Annotated in this window: 14 protein-coding genes and 1 pseudogene; 13 read left to right on the forward strand and 2 right to left on the reverse strand. The window is 64.0% G+C overall.

Going from position 1 to position 18,149, the window contains the following annotated elements:
- Genes G6N73_RS06480 through G6N73_RS06490 form a run of 3 tightly spaced genes read left to right on the forward strand, consistent with a single transcriptional unit; the run spans nucleotide 1 to nucleotide 4,795 of the window.
- Nucleotides 1-858, forward strand: a complete 858-nt coding sequence (locus G6N73_RS06480) for an ABC transporter permease (RefSeq protein WP_425484056.1) — start codon at nucleotides 1-3, stop codon at nucleotides 856-858.
- Entirely contained in the window at nucleotides 855-2,735 is a 1,881-nt protein-coding gene (locus G6N73_RS06485; protein WP_165024974.1) for an ABC transporter ATP-binding protein, read from the forward strand. The genes G6N73_RS06480 and G6N73_RS06485 overlap by 4 nt, the downstream gene beginning before the upstream one ends.
- Nucleotides 2,732-4,795, forward strand: coding sequence for an NADH:flavin oxidoreductase (locus G6N73_RS06490; RefSeq protein ID WP_165024976.1), 2,064 nt, complete (start codon nucleotides 2,732-2,734; stop codon nucleotides 4,793-4,795). Before G6N73_RS06485 ends, G6N73_RS06490 begins: the two co-directional genes overlap by 4 nt.
- Nucleotides 4,796-4,984: 189 nt before the next feature.
- Here the strand turns inward: G6N73_RS06490 and G6N73_RS06495 are convergent, their stop codons facing one another.
- Entirely contained in the window at nucleotides 4,985-5,773 is a 789-nt protein-coding gene (locus tag G6N73_RS06495; RefSeq protein WP_165024978.1) for a class I SAM-dependent methyltransferase, read from the reverse strand.
- A gap of 162 nt (nucleotides 5,774-5,935) precedes the next feature.
- On the opposite strand from G6N73_RS06495, the gene G6N73_RS06500 reads away from it, so the two are divergent.
- Genes G6N73_RS06500 through G6N73_RS06510 form a run of 3 tightly spaced genes read left to right on the forward strand, consistent with a single transcriptional unit; the run spans nucleotide 5,936 to nucleotide 8,854 of the window.
- Nucleotides 5,936-7,018, forward strand: coding sequence for an ABC transporter substrate-binding protein (locus G6N73_RS06500; RefSeq protein WP_246251724.1), 1,083 nt, complete (start codon nucleotides 5,936-5,938; stop codon nucleotides 7,016-7,018).
- Nucleotides 7,008-8,075: a FecCD family ABC transporter permease gene (locus tag G6N73_RS06505; protein ID WP_165024983.1), complete on the forward strand. Its 1,068-nt coding sequence runs from the start codon at nucleotides 7,008-7,010 to the stop codon at nucleotides 8,073-8,075. The genes G6N73_RS06500 and G6N73_RS06505 overlap by 11 nt, the downstream gene beginning before the upstream one ends.
- Complete coding sequence (locus G6N73_RS06510; RefSeq protein ID WP_165024986.1) at nucleotides 8,069-8,854, forward strand: ABC transporter ATP-binding protein; 786 nt, start codon at nucleotides 8,069-8,071, stop codon at nucleotides 8,852-8,854. Before G6N73_RS06505 ends, G6N73_RS06510 begins: the two co-directional genes overlap by 7 nt.
- 85 nt (nucleotides 8,855-8,939) lie before the next feature.
- Here the strand turns inward: G6N73_RS06510 and recQ are convergent, their stop codons facing one another.
- Entirely contained in the window at nucleotides 8,940-11,003 is a 2,064-nt protein-coding gene (gene recQ / locus G6N73_RS06515) for a DNA helicase RecQ (RefSeq protein WP_165024989.1), read from the reverse strand.
- A gap of 297 nt (nucleotides 11,004-11,300) precedes the next feature.
- On the opposite strand from recQ, the gene G6N73_RS06520 reads away from it, so the two are divergent.
- The 7 genes and pseudogenes from G6N73_RS06520 to G6N73_RS06550 all read left to right on the forward strand — a co-directional run bounded on the left by G6N73_RS06520 (nucleotide 11,301) and on the right by G6N73_RS06550 (nucleotide 18,070).
- The gene (locus G6N73_RS06520) at nucleotides 11,301-11,630 is read left to right on the forward strand and encodes an ArsR/SmtB family transcription factor (protein ID WP_165024992.1); all 330 of its coding nucleotides are present in this window, start codon (nucleotides 11,301-11,303) and stop codon (nucleotides 11,628-11,630) included.
- Entirely contained in the window at nucleotides 11,627-12,091 is a 465-nt protein-coding gene (locus G6N73_RS06525) for an SRPBCC family protein (RefSeq protein ID WP_165024995.1), read from the forward strand. The genes G6N73_RS06520 and G6N73_RS06525 overlap by 4 nt, the downstream gene beginning before the upstream one ends.
- A 45-nt stretch (nucleotides 12,092-12,136) precedes the next feature.
- Nucleotides 12,137-12,548 (forward strand): annotated as a pseudogene (locus G6N73_RS06530) (GFA family protein).
- A 172-nt stretch (nucleotides 12,549-12,720) separates the two neighbouring features.
- Entirely contained in the window at nucleotides 12,721-13,878 is a 1,158-nt protein-coding gene (locus tag G6N73_RS06535; RefSeq protein ID WP_165024998.1) for a fumarylacetoacetate hydrolase family protein, read from the forward strand.
- 200 nt (nucleotides 13,879-14,078) lie between these two features.
- Entirely contained in the window at nucleotides 14,079-15,089 is a 1,011-nt protein-coding gene (locus G6N73_RS06540; protein ID WP_165025001.1) for an ATP-binding cassette domain-containing protein, read from the forward strand.
- The gene (locus G6N73_RS06545) at nucleotides 15,086-15,892 is read left to right on the forward strand and encodes an ABC transporter permease (RefSeq protein WP_165025004.1); all 807 of its coding nucleotides are present in this window, start codon (nucleotides 15,086-15,088) and stop codon (nucleotides 15,890-15,892) included. The genes G6N73_RS06540 and G6N73_RS06545 overlap by 4 nt, the downstream gene beginning before the upstream one ends.
- 168 nt (nucleotides 15,893-16,060) lie before the next feature.
- Nucleotides 16,061-18,070 (forward strand): OmpA family protein, encoded by a 2,010-nt coding sequence (locus G6N73_RS06550; RefSeq protein ID WP_246251716.1) that lies wholly within the window; start codon nucleotides 16,061-16,063, stop codon nucleotides 18,068-18,070.
- Nucleotides 18,071-18,149: the final 79 nt, after the last annotated feature.

The raw sequence follows: 18,149 nt of genomic DNA on the forward strand, positions 1-18,149 counted from the left end.
ATTGTCGACACAGCATCCGAGACATTGCCTGCACGACGCGGAATGCGTGGCTGGACCATCACTCCTGTCGGGGGCGTTTGCTTCGCAATCGCCGCGTTCTGGCTGATCGTTGTCCTCATCGGGCCCTGGCTGGCGCCCCACCCGATCGGCGCCATCGTCAGCTTCGACATATTCAGTTCACCCAGCGCGGAATTTCCGCTTGGAACCGACTATCTGGGCCGCGACATGCTGAGCCGCGTCATCATAGGCGCGCGCTACACTGTCGGCGTGTCGCTGGCCGCGGCATTGATCGCCTGTTCGTGCGGCGTTGCCCTAGGGATGATCACCGCGGTGATCGGCGGATGGTTCGACGCCATCGTCAGCCGCGGCCTGGACGCTTTGAACGCCATCCCGCACCTGATGTTTGGCCTGGTCATCATCGCGGCGGTCGGAACCTCGCTGCCGGTGCTGATCGGCACGCTGGCGCTGCTTTACACACCGGGTTCCTTTCGTTTTGCGCGGGCGCTTGCCGCCAATGTCAACGAACTCGATTTCGTGCATGTCGCAAGGGCTCGCGGGGAGGGCTCCTTCTACATGATCCGGGAAGAAATACTTCCCAACATCATAGGCCCGGTGCTGGCTGATTTCGGCCTGCGCTTCGTCTTCATCGTGCTTTTGCTGAGCGGCCTGAGCTTCCTCGGGCTAGGCGTCCAGCCGCCCAACGCGGATTGGGGAGCACTGGTGCGCGAGAACGTGTCCGGGCTGGCATATGGCGCGCCTGCCGTCATCATTCCTTCGCTGGCCATCGCCTCGCTGACCATCAGCGTCAATCTCGCGATCGACAATCTCCCCCGCCGCCTTCGGGACCGCCTGTCATGACCGAACTCGTCAAAGTCGAAAACCTGCGCGTCATCGCCCGCAGCGACAGCGGACGGGAGACGCCGATCGTCCGCGATATCAGCTTCGCGGTTCCCCGCGGCAAAGTTGTCGCCCTCATCGGCGAATCGGGTTCGGGCAAAACCACGATCGCGCTTTCCCTGATGGGTTATGCCCGAAGCGGCTGCCGCATCGCCGGCGGGTCGATCCGGATCGGCGGGCGCGACATTCTTTCTCTGTCGGCGTCGGAAAAGGCGAAAGTTCGCGGCCGCAACGTCAGCTATATCGCGCAAAGCGCCGCGGCCGCCTTCAATCCGGCCAAGACTATCATGTCTCAGGTCATCGAAAGCGCGATGATCCACAGACTGACTTCGCGGGCCGAAGCGGAAGCGAAGGCAGTGGAGCTGTTCCGCGCATTGGCGCTGCCCGACCCCGAAGGCGTCGGAGCGCGCTATCCGCATCAGGTGTCGGGCGGCCAGCTGCAACGGCTGGCGGCGGCTATGGCTCTGATTTCGGAACCGGAGCTGGTGATCTTTGACGAGCCGACGACGGCGCTCGACGTGACGACCCAGATTGAGGTGCTGCGCTCGTTCAAATCGGTCATCCGCGACCGCAACACTACCGGCGTCTATGTCTCCCACGATCTGGCGGTGGTCGCCCAGATCGCGGACCACATCATCGTGCTGCGGGACGGCGCCATTCAGGAAAGCGCCGCGACCGAGCAGATCCTGACTGACGCGCGCAATCCTTACACCCGCAGCCTGCTCGCGGCCGCAAATCCGACTGCGCCCGCGCAGGCAGCCCCACTCGCGGCAGACGCCGGGGAGCCGCCCTTGCTCGAAGTGGAAGCGCTGGTTGCCGGATATGGCGCGGCGGGTTCGGACGGATTGCCCGCGGTGACCGTGCTCAACGATGTCGGTTTCACCCTGCGGCCGGGAACCAATCTCGGCGTGATCGGCGAGTCCGGGTGCGGCAAGAGCACTCTGGCCCGCGTCATTGCCGGACTGCTGCCGCCGGCGGGCGGCACGGTGAAGTTCCGCGGGGAGACGCTGGCCGGATCGGCGGCGGAGCGCACGAAAGAACAGTTGCGCAGCATCCAGATCGTCTTCCAGATGGCCGACACGGCCCTGAACCCGACCCGCCCGGTCGATCAGATCCTGGGAAGGCCGCTGACCTTCTACCACGGCGTGAAAGGCGCGGAACGAACGCGCAGGGTGCGCCGGCTGCTCGACCTGGTGCAACTGCCTGCCCACATCGCAGACCGATATCCGGGGGAGCTCTCGGGTGGCCAGAAGCAGCGCGTCAATCTTGCCCGCGCATTGGCGGCGGAGCCCGCGCTGATCCTTTGCGACGAGGTGACGTCTGCGCTCGATACAGTGGTTGCCGCGGCGATCCTCGATTTGCTGGCCGAGCTGCGCAGGGAACTGAAGCTTTCCTACGTCTTCATCAGCCATGATCTTTCGACCGTCCGCACAATCTGCGACGATGTCATGGTGCTCTATGCCGGGCGCAAGGTCGAAGCAGGCAGCCGCGCGGCGATGCGCTCCGCTCCGCTCCACCCCTATTCGGACCTGCTCGTTTCCTCAATCCCGGAACTGCGCACGGGCTGGCTCGACGGACTCGGGAAAACGGGCGGCGAAATGGGCCTGGGTTCGGCTGCCGTTCTGGCGCGCGCCGATCGCTGTCCGTTCTTTTCGCGCTGCCCGTCCCGCATAGAGAGCCTCTGCGACACCCAAATGCCGCCGGTGCGCCGCCTGGCTAAGGGAACGGACATATTGTGCCACCAAAGCGAAGCGGAACTCATCCGCCTCCAGGCGGATCTACGCGCAACCGCAGCCGCGCCCCTTGACCGTTCCCTCCCGGGCGAAAGCCGGCAATGACGGATTTGACAAGGCTGCGCACGGCCACGCCCCGCGCGGCCGATCCGCTGCTTGCTCCGCTGCGCATCAAGAAAGTGACATTCCGCAACCGGATCATCAGCACAAGCCATGCATCGACCCTCGACGAGGGCGGCATGCCCGGCGAACGCTACCAAGCCTATCACGAGGCCAAGGCGCTTGGCGGCCTTGCTCTGACGATGTTCGGCGGTTCGTCGATGGTCACCTCGGATTCGAGCTGGGGCGGCGGTCAGATCGACGTCTCGCGCGACGCAGTCATCCCTTACCTTCAGGCATTTTCCGCGCGCATTCACGCGCGCGGCGCGGCGCTCATGTGCCAGATCTCGCATCTCGGCCGGCGCGCCGACGCGATGTCGACGAACTGGCTGCCGGCCATAGCTCCATCCCGTATCCGCGAGACGCGTCACCGTGCCTTCCCACGCGAAATGGATCGGGACGACATCAAGCGTGTCGTCAGGGCCTATGGCGAGGCGGCGCTGCGTTGCCTTGAGGGCGGGCTGGATGGGATCGAGACGATGACGGGCGGCCACCTCATCGGTCAGTTCCTGTCGCCATTGACAAATCAGCGCACCGACGGCTTCGGCGGTTCGCTGGCCAATCGGGCTCGTTTCGGGCTGATGGTGCACGAGGAGATCCGCCGGCGGGTCGGCGACGACTTCCTGGTCGGCATCCGCTTCGTCGTCGACGAGGACAGCGAGGATGGGATTGGCTTCGAGGACGGCTTGCGGCTGGCCCGGCTATTCGAAGCGGAAGGTTCGATCGACTTCTTCAACTGCATCTTCGGGCGCATGGACACCGAATTGGCGCTGGCTGAGCAGAACATGCCCGGAATGTCGGAGCCGATCGCGCCCTTCCTGAAACCGGTCGCCGAGTTCAAACGCGAGACCCGGCTGCCGGTCTTCCATGCCGGGCGCATTCCCGATATCGCGACGGCGCGTTATGCGATCGCCGAGAACATGCTCGACATGGTCGGAATGACGCGCGCCCATATCGCGGACCCGCAGATCGTCAATAAGCTGGCTCGCGGCGAGGAGGAGCGCATCCGCCCTTGCGTCGGCGCAAACTACTGCCTCTACAAGAAGGTCAACTGCCTCCATAATCCCGCAAGCGGGCGCGAACTCCACCTGCCGCAGGTGATTGCGCCGGCGGACGTGCCCGGCCGGCGCGTGGTGGTGGTCGGCGGCGGCCCCGCCGGGCTGGAAGCGGCACGCGTTGCAGCTGAGCGCGGCCACAGGGTCACGCTGTTCGAGGTCGGCAGCCGTCCCGGCGGCCAACTCCTGATCGCCTCGCGCACGAGCCTCAGGCGCGATCTCATCGGGATCGTCGACTGGCGGTGGTCGGAGTTGCAGCGCCTTGGCGTCGATCTCAGGCTCGACACCTATGCCGACGCCGCTTCTGTGCTGGCAGAGGCGCCGGACGCGGTCGTCGTCGCGACAGGCGGCCTTCCGGACGTGGAATGGCTGGACGGCGGCGAACACTGCACCACCGTATGGGACGCGCTCTCGCGCACCGGCCCTGCGGTCGGCGACGACGTCATCATCTATGACGGGACGGGACGGCACGAGGCCGCTTCCTGCGCGCTTCACCTTGCCGAGGCCGGAAGGGCGGTCAGCTTCGCGACGATCGACGACACGGTGGCGGTGGAGATGTCTTATGCCGACCGCGTGATCTACCGCAAACGGTTCGCGCAAAACGGCATCGCCGTTCTTTGCGACCGCTCGCTGGCCCGGGTGCGCCGCGAGGCAAACCGTCTGATTGCCACTTTCCGCCACGAACTGACCGGCCTTGAGAGCGAGCTCAGCGCGTCGGAGATTGTCGTTGAGCGCGGCACCGCTCCATTCATGGAGGTTTTTGACGAACTGCGCGACCGCGCCGCCAATCGCGGCGTGACGGATATCGATCTGCTTCTCGCCGGCCGCCCGCAAATGGCCGAGCGCCCTATGGACGGCGCCTTCGAGCTGCACCGCATCGGCGACGCTGCCGCCAGCCGCAACGTGCACGCCGCGATCTATGACGCGCTTCGCCTGTGCGTGACTTTGTAGCGAGCGCAGGTCGGACGGCGAAGATCTGCCGGAGCGGTATTTCGCAAACGGGGCAACGTCCCCTGCCATCTCGAGGAATAGAAATTGCTGGAAATGGGCGTGGAGCTGCGATGCTGCCTCTACTTCGGCAGGAGAAGGGACGGCAACGGATGGTGCCGTTTCCCGATGGCATGGAACGATTACTGCCTTTTACCCCTGCTTTTTCGCGCAGATCGCGAAACGGTGTTGGGTGGCGCGTTCGAGCGCCTTGGGCCAACTCATCTGTCGAGCCTGGGCGCGATGGATCGCGCCCAGTTTCCAGTCGACGACGGGCTGTTCGAACCCGGTTTCGGCCAGCAAACGCCCTATCTCTTCCGCCCGTGCGCCGCCCGAGAAATAGACGCGGGCAAGTATGCTTCGGTGACGCCCCATCATGTAGGCACCGGCATCGTCGACTTGCCCGCTCCTGCCGGCCACGAGCTTTTCCCAAACCTCACGCAAACGCCTGACCCAATTGCGGCTGACAAAATCGCCGTCGATGACCAGCAGTTTGCCGCCGGGCTTCAGCAGCGAGAACCATTCGGCAAACGCGGCCTTCGGATCCACCAGCGTCCAGACCAGGTGACGGGTGACGATGACATCGTAGCTCGCCTTGTCCTCGAGCGTCCGTTCTGCATCCCTGACGATGAACCGGATAGCGGCGCCGCGTTTTTGTGCCTTGGCGCGCGCCTTGGCGAGCATGGCTTCCGACCAGTCGAGGCCCGTCACCTCAAACCCCAGATCGTGCATCAGATGCGAAATCACGCCCGTCCCGCAGGCAAGGTCCAGGGATGCCCGCCCGGCGCCGGGCCCGAGGTGCCTGCTTAGGAGGGCATGCCAGGCGACACGCTCCTGCTCGGAAAAAATCTCGTGGCCGATCTGCAGGTCGAACGTCTCGGCGCGGTCGGACCAATAGTCCCGGATTTCGTCGCGCAGCGAATAGTTTGCGTGAGCCGTCATCGCCCGAAGCGCTCTCCCCAAAAGCGGTACATTGGAATTGCTCTAAAAGATAATTCTTGATTACACAATTCATGTTTTCTAAGCCGGGCCGGCAAACTGAATTGCGAGAGCACAATGATTTTGAAGTCGATATTTGCAGCCGCAGTCGCCCTCGCGGCTTTCATGCCGCTAACACACGGCGCACGCGCTGAGACCGTCACCGACATTGCCGGCCGCAAGGTCGAGGTGAAGACACCGGTCGAGAAAGTCATCCTCGGCGAAGGCCGGCAGATCTACCTGATCGCCGCGCTCGATACCGACAACCCATTCAAGCGGATTGTCGGCTGGCGCCAGGATTTCTCCCAGGCCGACCCCGACAATTACGCCGTCTACCTGGAAAAATTCCCCAAAATGGCAGAAATCCCGACCTTTGGCGGTTTCAAAGACGGCACCTTCGATATCGAGCAGGCCATCGCGCTTCAGCCGGACGTGATGATCATGAACATCGAGTCCAAGCAGGCGACCGAGGACGCGCAATACATCGAGAAGCTCGCCGCCGTCGGCATTCCGGTGGTCTATGTCGATTTCCGCGAGCATCCCTTCACCAACACCGAGCCGAGCATGCGCCTCATCGGCAAGCTCTTTGGCCAGGAGGAGCGGGCCGAGGCGTTCATCGCCTATCGCGCCGCCCAGATCGCGCGCGTCACCGAGGTGATCGCAGAGAATGACCCAAAGCGCCCAACCGTCTTCATTGAGCGGGCCGGGGGCTATTCCGACGATTGCTGCATGAGCTTCGGCAACGACAACTTCGGCAAGTTCGTCGAGATGGCCGGCGGCCGGAATATCGCGGCGGAGCTGATCCCGGGCACTTTTGGCGCGCTCAATCCCGAACAGATCATCGCAAGCAATCCCGACCAGGTGATTGTGACGGGCGGTAATTGGGAAGCCTATGTGCCGGGCGGCAAATGGGTCGGCGTCGGCCCAGGCGCCGACGACGCGGAAGCGCTGAGAAAGCTCAAGGGCCTGACGGAACGGCCCGCCCTGACCGGCATCAAGGCGGTGGAAAACGGGCAGGTCCACGCCATCTGGCACCAGTTCTACAACAGCCCCTACCAGTTCGTCGCCATCCAGCAGATGGCCAAGTGGCTGCACCCCGACCTATTCGCCGATCTGGACGCCGAGGCCACCTTCAAGGAACTGCACGAGAAGTTCCTGCCGGTCGACTACAGGCCCGGCCATTGGGTCTCGCTCTCCAATGAGCAGTGAACCTGCGGCACTGTCAGCCAAAGAAGGGCGCGGCCTCTACCGCGCTCTCGTCCTGCGCAAGCAACTCATCCTGGCGGGGCTCGCCCTGGCGCTGCTCCTGAGCCTTTGCATCGACCTTGCGCTCGGACCCGCGAGCTACAGCCTCGACCAGGTGGTGCTCGCGCTCGTTTCTCCCGGCGGCGTGCCGCTTCAGGTGCGCGTCGTGCTGTGGGAGATCCGGCTTCCCATCGCGCTGATGGCGGTCGTCGTCGGCGCAGCGCTGTCAGTCGCCGGCGCGCAGATGCAGACCATCCTCAACAATCCGCTCGCCAGTCCCTTCACGCTCGGCATCTCGGCGGCAGCCAGCTTCGGCGCTGCGCTGGCGCTCGCCTTCGGCGTCGCGCTCGTTCCCGCGGCAATCGAGTATGTCGTGCCGCTCAACGCTTTCGTGGTCGCGATGCTGACAGCGCTCGTTATCTACCTGCTGAGCCTCAAGCGCGGCGTGACGGTCGAAACCATAGTGCTTCTCGGCATTGCACTCGTCTTCACCTTCAACGCGCTACTGTCGCTCGTCCAGTATCTTTCCTCAGAGCAGGCGCTCGCGGCGGTCGTATTCTGGACGATGGGAAGCCTTACCAAGGCGACCTGGCCCAAGCTCATCATCACCAGCCTCATCCTTCTCGCAACGCTTCCGATATTCGCGCGCCGCGCATGGGCGCTGACGGCTCTGCGGCTGGGCGAAGACAAGGCTGCGAGCTTCGGGGTCAAGGTCTCGCGCCTCAGGCTCGAAACCATGATGATGGTGAGCCTGCTCGCCGCCATTCCCGTCGCCTTCGTCGGCACAATCGGCTTCATCGGCCTGGTCGGCCCGCACATCGCCCGCATGCTGATCGGCGAGGATCAGCGCTTCTTTCTGCCTGCCTCGGCTCTCTCGGGAGCGCTTATCCTTTCGGCGAGCTCGTTCGCCAGCAAGTCGCTCATTCCGGGCACGATCTTCCCGATTGGCATCGTCACCTCGCTCGTCGGCATTCCCTTCTTCATCTCGCTCATCCTCTCGAATGTGAGGCGCTCATGGTAACGATCAGGCTCGATGGTCTCGGAGCCTTCCACGGGGCGCGGCTCGTCCTTTCGGACGTTTCAACCCCCACTTTTCGGGGCGGCGAGGTAGTCGCCGTCATCGGGCCCAACGCAGCGGGCAAGTCGACGCTTTTCAAGCGCATCGCAGGACTTTTGAAGGGCCCGGGGCGCGTCTGCCTCGAGGGAGCGGCGAAGGGACCGGACGGCATCTGCTACATGCCGCAGGATACGGCTGCTAACGCGGTGCTGACCGTCTATGAATCGATCCTGCTTGCCCGCAAGCAAGGTTCGGCCTGGTCGGTCGGCGATGGCGAACTCGCACTCATAGACGGCATCCTGGCCGCGCTCAGCATCTCGGATATTGCCTTTCGCAATGTCGGAGAGCTGAGCGGGGGGCAAAGGCAGGTGGTAAGTATCGCCCAGACCCTCGCCCGCGAGCCTGAAATCCTGCTGATGGACGAGCCGACGTCCGCGCTTGACTTGCACCGACAGGTCGAGGTGCTGAGCTTCATGCGCGCGCTTGCGCGCGAGCGCGGGATTGCAGTGCTGATCGCGGTTCACGACCTCAATCAGGCCCTGCGCTTCGCAGACAAATGCATCGTGATCGCCGGGGGCCGGATGATCGCCTGCGGCATGCCGGAAGAGGTTGTCACGCCGGCGCTCTTGCGCGATGTCTATCGTGTCGAGGCGCGGATCGAGCGCTGCTCGCGGGGCATCGGTCATGTAATGGTGGATGGCGTCGCGGATGAAACGGCAGCGACTGCGTCGATAGCAGCTTAGCCGTCAAAGGCCTTCCACGAATGGGATGCCGCGCTGACGGTACTTTTCTGAGGTCAGCGTGACCGCCGCAGCTTGCCGATGCCGGCTACGAAGATTCCAGATCCGAGTCCGGCGACAGCTTCGCAAGGCGCGAGCGAATGGCGGAAGGTTGGCGCTGGAAATGTGTGGCCAGCCGGGAAAGCGGCGTTCCCGCGGCGTGCAGAGACAATAAATCGGTGTCTTCCTCTTGCGTCCATTTTTCATAGGCGCGGGGATGACGCTGCCTGATCGTCGCCAAGGGTTCTTCGTAGGCAAAAGACGGGACAGCTGAGGGGGGCAGCGCTTCGTCCGGGCGAATGTCTTCCGCGGCTCTCGTATCGTGTCCGTTGATGACCTCCAGGAACGCCTCCCCATAGCGCGCGAGCTTGGCCTCGCCGGCGCCGGGGATGGCAGCAAGCTGCGCAATGGAGCGCGGACGGCGCGCAGCCATTTCCGCAAGCGTTCTGTCGTGGAAGATGACATAGGGTGGTACGTTCTGCGCCTTGGCCAGTTCCAGGCGTTTGGCGCGCAGCTTCTCGAAAAGGGCGCGGTCGGTGGCGGGAATCGCTGCCCGTGCCTCCCGACGAGCGGATTTCCGTTCCGGCCTGCCTTTCCTCAAGACGCGCAGGCTCAAGGATGGCCTCTCACGCAGGAACTGGCGGCCGTCGGGAGAAATGGACAAGCCTCCGTGGCCCGCCACATCCACTGCAATCAGCCCATGGGCGACGAGTTGGCGGACGATCGAGCGCCAGGCGTTGCGGTCGTGCTCCCTGCCGATGCCGAAAGTGGAGAGCTTGTCATGACCCAGGTGCCCAATGCGCTCGGCGAGCTCGCCCAGCAGAACCGAGATGACATGCGCCTGCCCGAATCGCTCGCCGGTGCGGTAGATGCAGGAAAGAAGCTTTTGGGCGGCTACGGAGCCGTCGAAGGTCTCGGGTGGGTCGAGACAGACATCGCAATTGCCGCAGGCTTCGCAGTCGTCGCCGAAATAGCGCAAAAGAACTTGCCGACGGCATTGGCAGGATTCGGCGAAACCCAGCAACGCATCGAGCTTGCGCCGCTCCGTATGCTTGCGTGCGTCGGGAGCATCCGACTCGACGATAAAGCGGCGGCGGAGCGCGATGTCCTCCGCGCCATAGAGCATCAGGGCTTCGGCGGGCAAGCCGTCGCGACCCGCGCGGCCCGTCTCCTGGTAATAGGCTTCGATGCTGGCAGGCAGGTCCGCATGCAACACGAAGCGCACATCGGGCTTGTCGATGCCCATGCCGAAGGCGATGGTGGCCACCATGATCACGCCTTGCTCAAGCTGGAAGCGGCGCTGGTTTTCCTCCCGCGTCTTCATCTCCATGCCGGCGTGGTAGGGCAGTGCGCTGAAGTTGTGAGCGTTGAGGGCGGCGGCGACTTTCTCCGTTTTGCGCTTCGACAGACAATAGACGATGCCGCTTTCACCTCTGCGGGGCTCGAGGAACCGCAGCATCTGCTGCATCGTGCTCGTCTTCTCGGCAGCGCAATAGCGGATATTGGGGCGGTCAAAGCCGGAGATGAAGCTGTTTTGAGCGCCGATATCCAGATGTTCGACGATCTCCGCCCTCGTCGGCGTATCCGCCGTGGCGGTGAGCGCGATGCGCGGCACGTCGGGGAAGAGGTCCGCGAGACAGTCGAGGGCGCGGTATTCGGTCCGGAAATCATGGCCCCATTGCGAAAGGCAGTGGGCCTCATCGATGGCAATGAGAGAGAGGTGCGCGGCCTTCAGCCGGTCGAGGGTCTCGGGCTTCAAAAGCGTTTCCGGGGCTATGTAGAGGAGGTCCAGCGCGCCCTGCTCGATATCGCGCCAGAGGAGATCCTTCTCCGCGCCCGTGAGCCGGGAATTAAGCGCCGCCGCCTTCACACCGGCCTGTCTGAGTGCCGCCACCTGGTCTTCCATCAGAGCAATGAGGGGCGAAATGACGAGGCCGATGCCCGGATGGATCATCGCCGGGATCTGGTAGCAGAGCGACTTGCCTCCGCCTGTCGGCATCAAGACAAAGGCGTGGTGTCCCGCGAGCACATGCTCGATGATCTCCCGCTGCCGCCCGCGGAAGGTGTCATAGCCATAAACAGTTTTCAGGATGGAGAGTGGGTCGGCCGGCATGGAAGAATCAATCTTGGAAAATGACTTCTTTTGAATAGCGAATTTCTTTCGGGGACGCAGCGTCGGGCCAGCCTTCTTGCAAACCATGCGCTACGCCCACTCTGGCCTGGTCGCTTCTGCTGAAGCGCTTTGAAAGCTATTGCTCCGATAACAGCTATCGGCGTTTCCTCGCACGCATCAGACTTGGTGCGCTTGCATGCCCACCTTTCCTATGAAAGCGAGCGGCACGCGCCGGACTCGGCCGCGGAAAACAAATAGTATTGACTAATCAATCAGTGTCTGCTAATGATTTTTGCTATGAACGAAGCCGCCCCCATCAACGCTGTCATGCGCGCGCTTGCCGACCCCACCCGGCGCGCCGTGTTCGAGCGGGTCGTCAGCTCCGACGAGATAACAGTGGTCGAGCTGACGCGGGGGAGCGGCGTGACGCAGGGCGCTATCTCCCAGCACCTCAAGTCATTGAAGCAGGCCGGCCTTGTCACCGAACGCCCCGAGGGCCGGAACGTCTATTATCGCGCCCAGCCCGAGGGCCTCGAGCCGCTGGTCGACTGGATGAGCCACTACGGCGTCTTCTGGCGCGAACGCTTTGCAAATCTCAGAACATTGCTGAAGGAGATCGATCCATGAACGACGCCGCTTTGAAACCCCGTACGCAGGACATCGTGGTCGAAGAGGTCTTTCCGCATGCGCCGGAGACGATCTGGAAGGTGCTGACGACCGGCGAACTGATCGGCCGCTGGCTGATGGCGCCGACCGGCTTCGAGCCCAGGGAAGGCAAGCACTTCACCTTCCAGACCACGCCGGCGGGCGAATGGGACGGCGCCATCCACTGCCAGGTGCTGGAGGTGAGGCCCAACGAGCGCCTCGCCTTTGCCTGGAAAGGCGGGCACGAGGTAAACACCGGGTACGGCTCGCGGCTGGACACGGTCGTCTCGTGGACCCTGTCCAGGGTTGAGGGCGGCACGCGCCTTCGCCTTGTCCATTCCGGCTTCGTCCTGCCGAAGAACGATTCCGCGTTCAAAACCATGAGCGAAGGCTGGAAGAAGGTTGTCCAGAACATCGGCGCCATCGTTGGCGAGAAGGGCTGACACGATAGAGATCGCCGTCGCCAGCAACCCTTACAGGAGAAAGACATGAGCGAGGCCTATACCGGCGGATGCGCCTGCGGAGCGATCCGCTATGAAATCTCTGGCGAACCGTTGGCGATGGTCGACTGCCAGTGTCGCCAATGCCAGCGTCAAACCGGCGCCGGCCACGGATCGTACCTGACCTTTTCTGGCGCTGTGCAGAAGATCGAGGGCGGCGAAGACCTGGGAAGTGGTTGGTGATGGCGGAACCGTCAAAAGTTGCGCCTTCTGCGCCACATGCGGGTCACCGGTGTATATTACATTTCCGGCCGCGCCCGGTGTCATCGCTGTGCGTGCTGGCAGTCTCGATGATCCGAGCCGATACGAGCCGCAATTCGTTACCTGGCACGCTGCCGCTCACGTCTGGGACAACCTCGATCCAGCCCTGCCGAAATTCGACAAGATGCCGCCGACGTGAAATGCGGCCTGATTTGGTCTGGCATGTGTGACCGACCGGGCAAGGCTTTGCCTTGGTCCATCGCAAGGGTGTTGTCGGAAGGCAGGCGAACGCTTTACAAAGCCGTCGGCGACTTCGGCTCGAAAGGGTTGGAGCGCCTTCGCAGAGCATTGCCGGCAGCACAGGAATCACCATGACCGATTTTCGAAGCCCACCCCCCGGCGGGGCCTATCTCGGACGCGCAATGGCCGACGGCTGGCCGCATCCGGCGGTGGTTACGGTGCGGGACGGAGAGGTGCTGGACATCACCTCGGCCATTGCGCCGACGGCGCGCGACATCTGCGAAATGGACGATCCGGCGGGCTTCGTAAGGGCTGCTCCCGGCAGAAGCGTCGGCAATCTCGGCGATATCCTCCGCAACGGCTTTCCGGAAAACCGCGATCCGGCTCTGCCCTGGCTGCTGTCGCCGGTCGACCTGCAGGCGATCAAGGCTTCCGGCGTCACCTTCGTCGTCAGCCTGCTGGAACGCGTGATCGAGGAACAGGCGCGCGGCAATCCGGAAAAGGCCGATGCGATCCGCCGCGATATCGCCAGCCTGATCGGAGACGACCTCTCCCGGTTGAAGCCCGGATCGGCGGAAGCGCTGGAGTGCAAGAAAAAGCTGGTCGAGCGTGGCGTCTGGTCGCAATATCTGGAGGTCGGCATCGGTCCCGACGCCGAAATCTTCACCAAGTGCCAACCCATGGCGTCGGTCGGATTTGGCGCCGATATCGGACTGCATCCAATCTCGACCTGGAACAATCCGGAGCCGGAGATCGCCGTCATTGCCTCCAGCACGGGCAGGATCGTCGGGGCGACGCTCGGCAATGATGTCAATCTGCGCGATGTCGAGGGCCGCTCGGCACTGCTGCTCGGCAAGGCCAAGGACAACAACGCCTCCGCCGCGCTCGGGCCGTTCATCCGCCTCTTCGACGGCACATTCTCGATCGAGGATGTGAAGCAGGCGCGTGTCGCGCTCAGCGTCGAGGGTGAGGACGGCTTCTCGCTCGAAGGGGCGAGTTCGATGGCCGAGATCAGCCGCTCCCCCGAGGAACTGGTTGCCGCCGCGATGGGGCCGCACCACCAATATCCCGACGGGATCGCGCTTTATCTTGGCACGATGTTCGTGCCTTCGAAGGATCGCGGCGAAGCGGGCAAGGGCTTTACGCACAAAGTGGGCGACATCGTCACCATCAGCTCCGAAAAGCTGGGAGCGCTGATCAATCGCGTGAAGCTTTCGCCCGACTGCCCGCCATGGGTTTACGGCGCGAGCCATCTCATGCGCGATCTCGCCAGGGCAAATCTCCTCTGAAGGCACGCGCTGCGTCGGGGCAGGCAGGTAGTCTGACCGGCCCCGGCGGCTGTCTCGCCGCGCGAATCGCGGATGGGCTGAAATGTCAGGAGAGGCATTTCGGAAGCTGACCAGCCATTGCAAAGCTGTTATATGCCTCGGCTCGCCGCCGCAGCCCCAGCGTGTGTGAACAGCCTTTTGCAATTGCCGGATCGATCGCCATGAACGATTTTTCTCCTGCAAGAAACCCGATCGCCCTCGCCGAGATCGCGCCCGCCATTTCCGCGCGCGGGCTGGTGAAGACTTTCGGCGAGGTGCGCGCTGTCGATGGCATAGATCTCGATGTGCCGCGCGGCATGATCTTCGCGATCCTGGGCCCGAACGGCGCCGGCAAGACCACCCTGATGCGGATGCTTGCGACCCTTTCCCGCCCGGACGCCGGCTCGGCCACCGTCATGGGCCACGATATCGTGCAGGCCCCGCATGAGGTCCGCGCCGCTATCGCCATGACCGGGCAGTTCGCATCGCTCGATGAGGATCTGACCGGCCGCGAAAACCTTGTCCTGCTCGCTCGGCTATGGGGCTTTCGCGGCCGCGCCGCGAAGAGCCGCGCCAATGATCTGCTCGCTGCCTTCGGCCTGTCCGAAGCGGCGACGAGGCAGGTGAAGGATTATTCTGGCGGCATGCGGCGCAGGCTCGACATCGCTGCGTCGCTGATCATTACGCCGGGCGTCCTGTTCCTGGACGAACCCACCACCGGCCTCGATCCGAACGCCCGCAAGGACGTTTGGGGCATGATCCGCGGGCTCGCGGACTCCGGCGTCACAATCCTGCTTACGACACAATATCTCGAAGAGGCCGACCAGCTGGCGGCGCGTATCGCCGTCATCGATCATGGTCGGAAGATCGCCGAAGGCACCAGCCGCGAGTTGAAGGCGGCCACCGGTTCCGGCTTCCTCCATGTCGCCATCGCCGATCCGGCGCGGCTCGACGAGGCGGCGGGCATACTGGAGCGGCGGCTGCAACATCCTGTCCAGCGCAGCACCGAGGGCGCGCAACTCTCGGTCATGGCCGGCGCCGCGAAAGCGGCCAATGAAGCGCTTGCCGAACTGGTCGCCAGCGGCATCGATCTGTCCGATTTCTCCATGGGCCAGCCGAGCCTCGACGAGGTCTTCTTCGCCCTGACCGGCCAGCCAGGTTCGGCCGACAGCCACGAGGACGCCAGGATATGAGCGACGCTACTTCTCTGGGACGGCTGCCCAAGGTTGCCCGTCCTGCCAGCCCATCGGCCCTTTCCAACGCGCTGGTCTTCGGCTGGCGCGCGGTGCTGAAATTCAAGCACGTACCCGAGCAGCTCTTCGATCTGGTGATGACGCCGATCATGTTCACGCTGCTCTTCACCTTTGTCTTCGGCGGCGCGCTTGCGGGCTCGCCCGCCGAGTATTTGCAGTTCTTCCTGCCGGGTATCCTGGTCCAGACCGTTGTGTTCAACGCCGTCTATTCGGGCATGGGATTGTCGACCGACCTGGGCAAAGGCTTGTTCGACCGCTTCCGCTCGCTGCCGATCTGGTCGCTTTCTCCGTTCGCAGGCCTGATGGTGGGCGACATCCTGCGCCATCTGATCGCCGCCTCGATCATTCTCACCATCGGCCTCATTCTGGGCTACAGGCCCGAGGCAGGCTTTTTCGGCGTTCTCGCCGCCTTCGCACTTCTCATCGCCATCGGCTTCGGCGTCGGCTGGATATTCATCGTGCTCGGCCTCCTGATCCGCACGCCGATGACGGTGATGACCATCGGCTTCACCTTCATCTTTCCACTGGTCTTCGCCTCCAACATCATGGTCGATCCGGCAACCATGCCCGACTGGCTGCGCGCCTTTGTCGACGTCAATCCGGTGTCGCTGATGACCACGGCGCTTCGCGGCTTGATGGGCGGCGGGGCGACATTGGGCCAGGTTGCGCTGGCGCTGATCGCGCCGGTGGCGCTGACCGCTATTCTCGCGCCAACGACGCTGTGGCTGTACCTCAGAAGGTGAGAAGTTGGGCGGCTGTCCTGACCAGGTGAGGTTGAGCCCTGCCGGCGGCCTATCGCATTCGACTGTCCACCGATCACAGAGCTGCCGTCTCGTCGCCCAACTCGGAACCAATTTCCGTGCGGTTGATTGGACATAGGACGGGACTGCGGCAACGGAGAAATTTCGACGATGAAACGCCAACCAAGGATTCTGGCGGGAACGGCGCTCGGGCTGTTGATGGCCTGCGGATCGGCCGCCGCCATGCCTCTGCATGCCGGCAGCCCGCAAAACGGGCCGATTGCCGGTCACAACACCGCTCCGTTGATTCTCGCGCAAGGCGAAGGAAGCCGGGGCGCCGAGGTTCTCAAGAAAAGACGGGCCGAGCGCGCCGAGAAAAAAGCCCGGGAGGGCTCGGAGGAAGCCGGGCGCGAGGCTGAGAAAAAGGGCGAGCAGGCCGAGAGGCGCCGCGAGAAGGTCGAATCCGACGCTGCGAGGAAGCGTGAGGCTGAGGCCGGCGCCGCCAAGAAACGTCAGGCCGAGGCAGCCGCCGACAGGAAGCGTCGAGCGTCCGAGGAAGCGGCTCGCCAGGCCGGGAAAAAACAGGAGCAGGCCGAGAGGCGCCGCGAGAAGGCCGAGTCGGACGCCGCGAGAAAGCGTGAGGCCGAGGCCGGCGCCGCCAAGAAGCGCCAGGCCGAAGCTGCTGCCGAGCGAAAGCGTCAAGCGTCCGAGGAAGCGGCTCGCCAGGCCGGGAAAAAGCAGGAGCAGGCCGAGAAGCGTCGCGAGAAAGCCGAATCCGACGCCGCGAGGAAGCGTGAGGCCGAGGCCGGCGCCGCCAAGAAACGCCAGGCCGAGGCAGCCGCCGACAGGAAGCGTCGGGCCGAGAGCGATGCGGCCGAGGAAGCAGCTCGCCGCAGGCAGGCTGAATCCAAAGAGGCTCCGCAGCGTGAGCGCCGTGCGCGCCGCGACCGCGAAATCATCGTCGAGGAGCCTCAGGGCGAAGAGGAGCCGCAGCGCGTCAGGCGCGCCCGCGAGGCGGAAGAGAGGCGTATTCGCGAACGCCAGGCGCGGGAGCAGGATGACGATCGCGACGAGATCACGGAATCTGACGGCGAAATTCAGGAACGCCGCGCCCAAAGGCGGCTTTTCGACAGCGCCAAAGAGCGGCGGAAAGCACGCCGCGACCGCGATGTGGAAGTCGACGAGGCCGAGATCCGGCCATTGCCGAGAGACGACCGCGATGCCCAGCGGGAAACGATCGCCCGCGAGGTGAGGCCCTTCATCGATGAGGACGGAGTCCGCGTCGAACGCCGCGAGCGCCGCCGCGAACGGCGGCCCGAAGGCGCCGAGATCCTGCGCGAGATGGGCGACCGCCTCATCCTGCAGTTCGGCGACCAGATTCTCGTCGAAAGCGACGACCGCCGGCGGCTGTCTCGCGGCGCGAGCGAGGTCTACACCGAGGAGCTGCGCAACGGCCGCACCCGCGAGACGATCATCCGCCCCAACGGCACGCGCATCGTCACCATCCGCAACGTCTATGGCGACGTTATCCGCCGCTCCCGCTTCACGCCGGACGGCTACGAGCAAGTGCTGTCCTATGTCGACGAGTCCGACTATGACCGCCTGCGCGATTGGCGCGATCCGGGGCTCGATCTGCCTCCGATCAGGATCGACATCCCCGAAGAAGAGTACATTCTCGACGCCTCCGACGGCTACGGCGCCGACGACTATTACGCATTCCTCGACCAGCCGCCGGTCGAGCAGGTCCAGCGGCTCTATTCGGTGGACGAGGTGAAGCGCTCGGCGCGGGTGCGTGATATCACCCGCCGGGTCGATCTCGACACGATCACCTTCGAGTTCGGCTCGGCTTCCATCGCGGAGTCCGAGATCGAGCGGCTCGAGAGCCTCGCCAATGCGATGGACCGCATGCTCAAGGAAAACCCGGCCGAGATGTTCCTGATCGAGGGCCATACCGACGCGGTCGGCTCGAACATCGCCAATCTGGCGTTGTCGGACCGCCGCGCCGAGGCGGTCGCGCTGGCGTTGACGGATGTTTTCGGCCTGCCGCCGGAAAACCTGACAACGCAAGGTTATGGCGAGGAGTATCTGAAGATCGATACGGACGAGCCCGAGCGGGAGAACCGCCGCGTCGCCGTCCGCCGGATCACGCCGCTGGTCGCCCCGGTGGCGAGCGCGGATTGACGCAGCCGCCGCGGCTGCGCCTTCGTTACTCCTTGAGGCGAGGGGTCGCCGCGTAGTGCGGATCGAGCATCTGTCTGGT

This window comes from Allomesorhizobium camelthorni, from assembly GCF_011045125.1.
In the GTDB taxonomy this organism is placed as follows: Bacteria; Pseudomonadota; Alphaproteobacteria; order Rhizobiales; family Rhizobiaceae; genus Allomesorhizobium; species Allomesorhizobium camelthorni.

What these genes read in the sequence shown, in the direction of transcription:
- G6N73_RS06485 (WP_165024974.1), top strand. Translation starts at nt 855, where the DNA reads ATGACCGAACTCGTCAAAGTCGAAAACCTGCGCGTCATCGCCCGCAGC.
- G6N73_RS06490 (WP_165024976.1), top strand. Translation starts at nt 2,732, where the DNA reads ATGACGGATTTGACAAGGCTGCGCACGGCCACGCCCCGCGCGGCCGAT.
- G6N73_RS06495 (WP_165024978.1), bottom strand. Translation starts at nt 5,773, where the DNA reads ATGACGGCTCACGCAAACTATTCGCTGCGCGACGAAATCCGGGACTAT.
- G6N73_RS06500 (WP_246251724.1), top strand. Translation starts at nt 5,936, where the DNA reads ATGCCGCTAACACACGGCGCACGCGCTGAGACCGTCACCGACATTGCC.
- G6N73_RS06505 (WP_165024983.1), top strand. Translation starts at nt 7,008, where the DNA reads ATGAGCAGTGAACCTGCGGCACTGTCAGCCAAAGAAGGGCGCGGCCTC.
- G6N73_RS06510 (WP_165024986.1), top strand. Translation starts at nt 8,069, where the DNA reads ATGGTAACGATCAGGCTCGATGGTCTCGGAGCCTTCCACGGGGCGCGG.
- recQ (WP_165024989.1), bottom strand. Translation starts at nt 11,003, where the DNA reads ATGCCGGCCGACCCACTCTCCATCCTGAAAACTGTTTATGGCTATGAC.
- G6N73_RS06520 (WP_165024992.1), top strand. Translation starts at nt 11,301, where the DNA reads ATGAACGAAGCCGCCCCCATCAACGCTGTCATGCGCGCGCTTGCCGAC.
- G6N73_RS06525 (WP_165024995.1), top strand. Translation starts at nt 11,627, where the DNA reads ATGAACGACGCCGCTTTGAAACCCCGTACGCAGGACATCGTGGTCGAA.
- G6N73_RS06535 (WP_165024998.1), top strand. Translation starts at nt 12,721, where the DNA reads ATGACCGATTTTCGAAGCCCACCCCCCGGCGGGGCCTATCTCGGACGC.
- G6N73_RS06540 (WP_165025001.1), top strand. Translation starts at nt 14,079, where the DNA reads ATGAACGATTTTTCTCCTGCAAGAAACCCGATCGCCCTCGCCGAGATC.
- G6N73_RS06545 (WP_165025004.1), top strand. Translation starts at nt 15,086, where the DNA reads ATGAGCGACGCTACTTCTCTGGGACGGCTGCCCAAGGTTGCCCGTCCT.
- G6N73_RS06550 (WP_246251716.1), top strand. Translation starts at nt 16,061, where the DNA reads ATGAAACGCCAACCAAGGATTCTGGCGGGAACGGCGCTCGGGCTGTTG.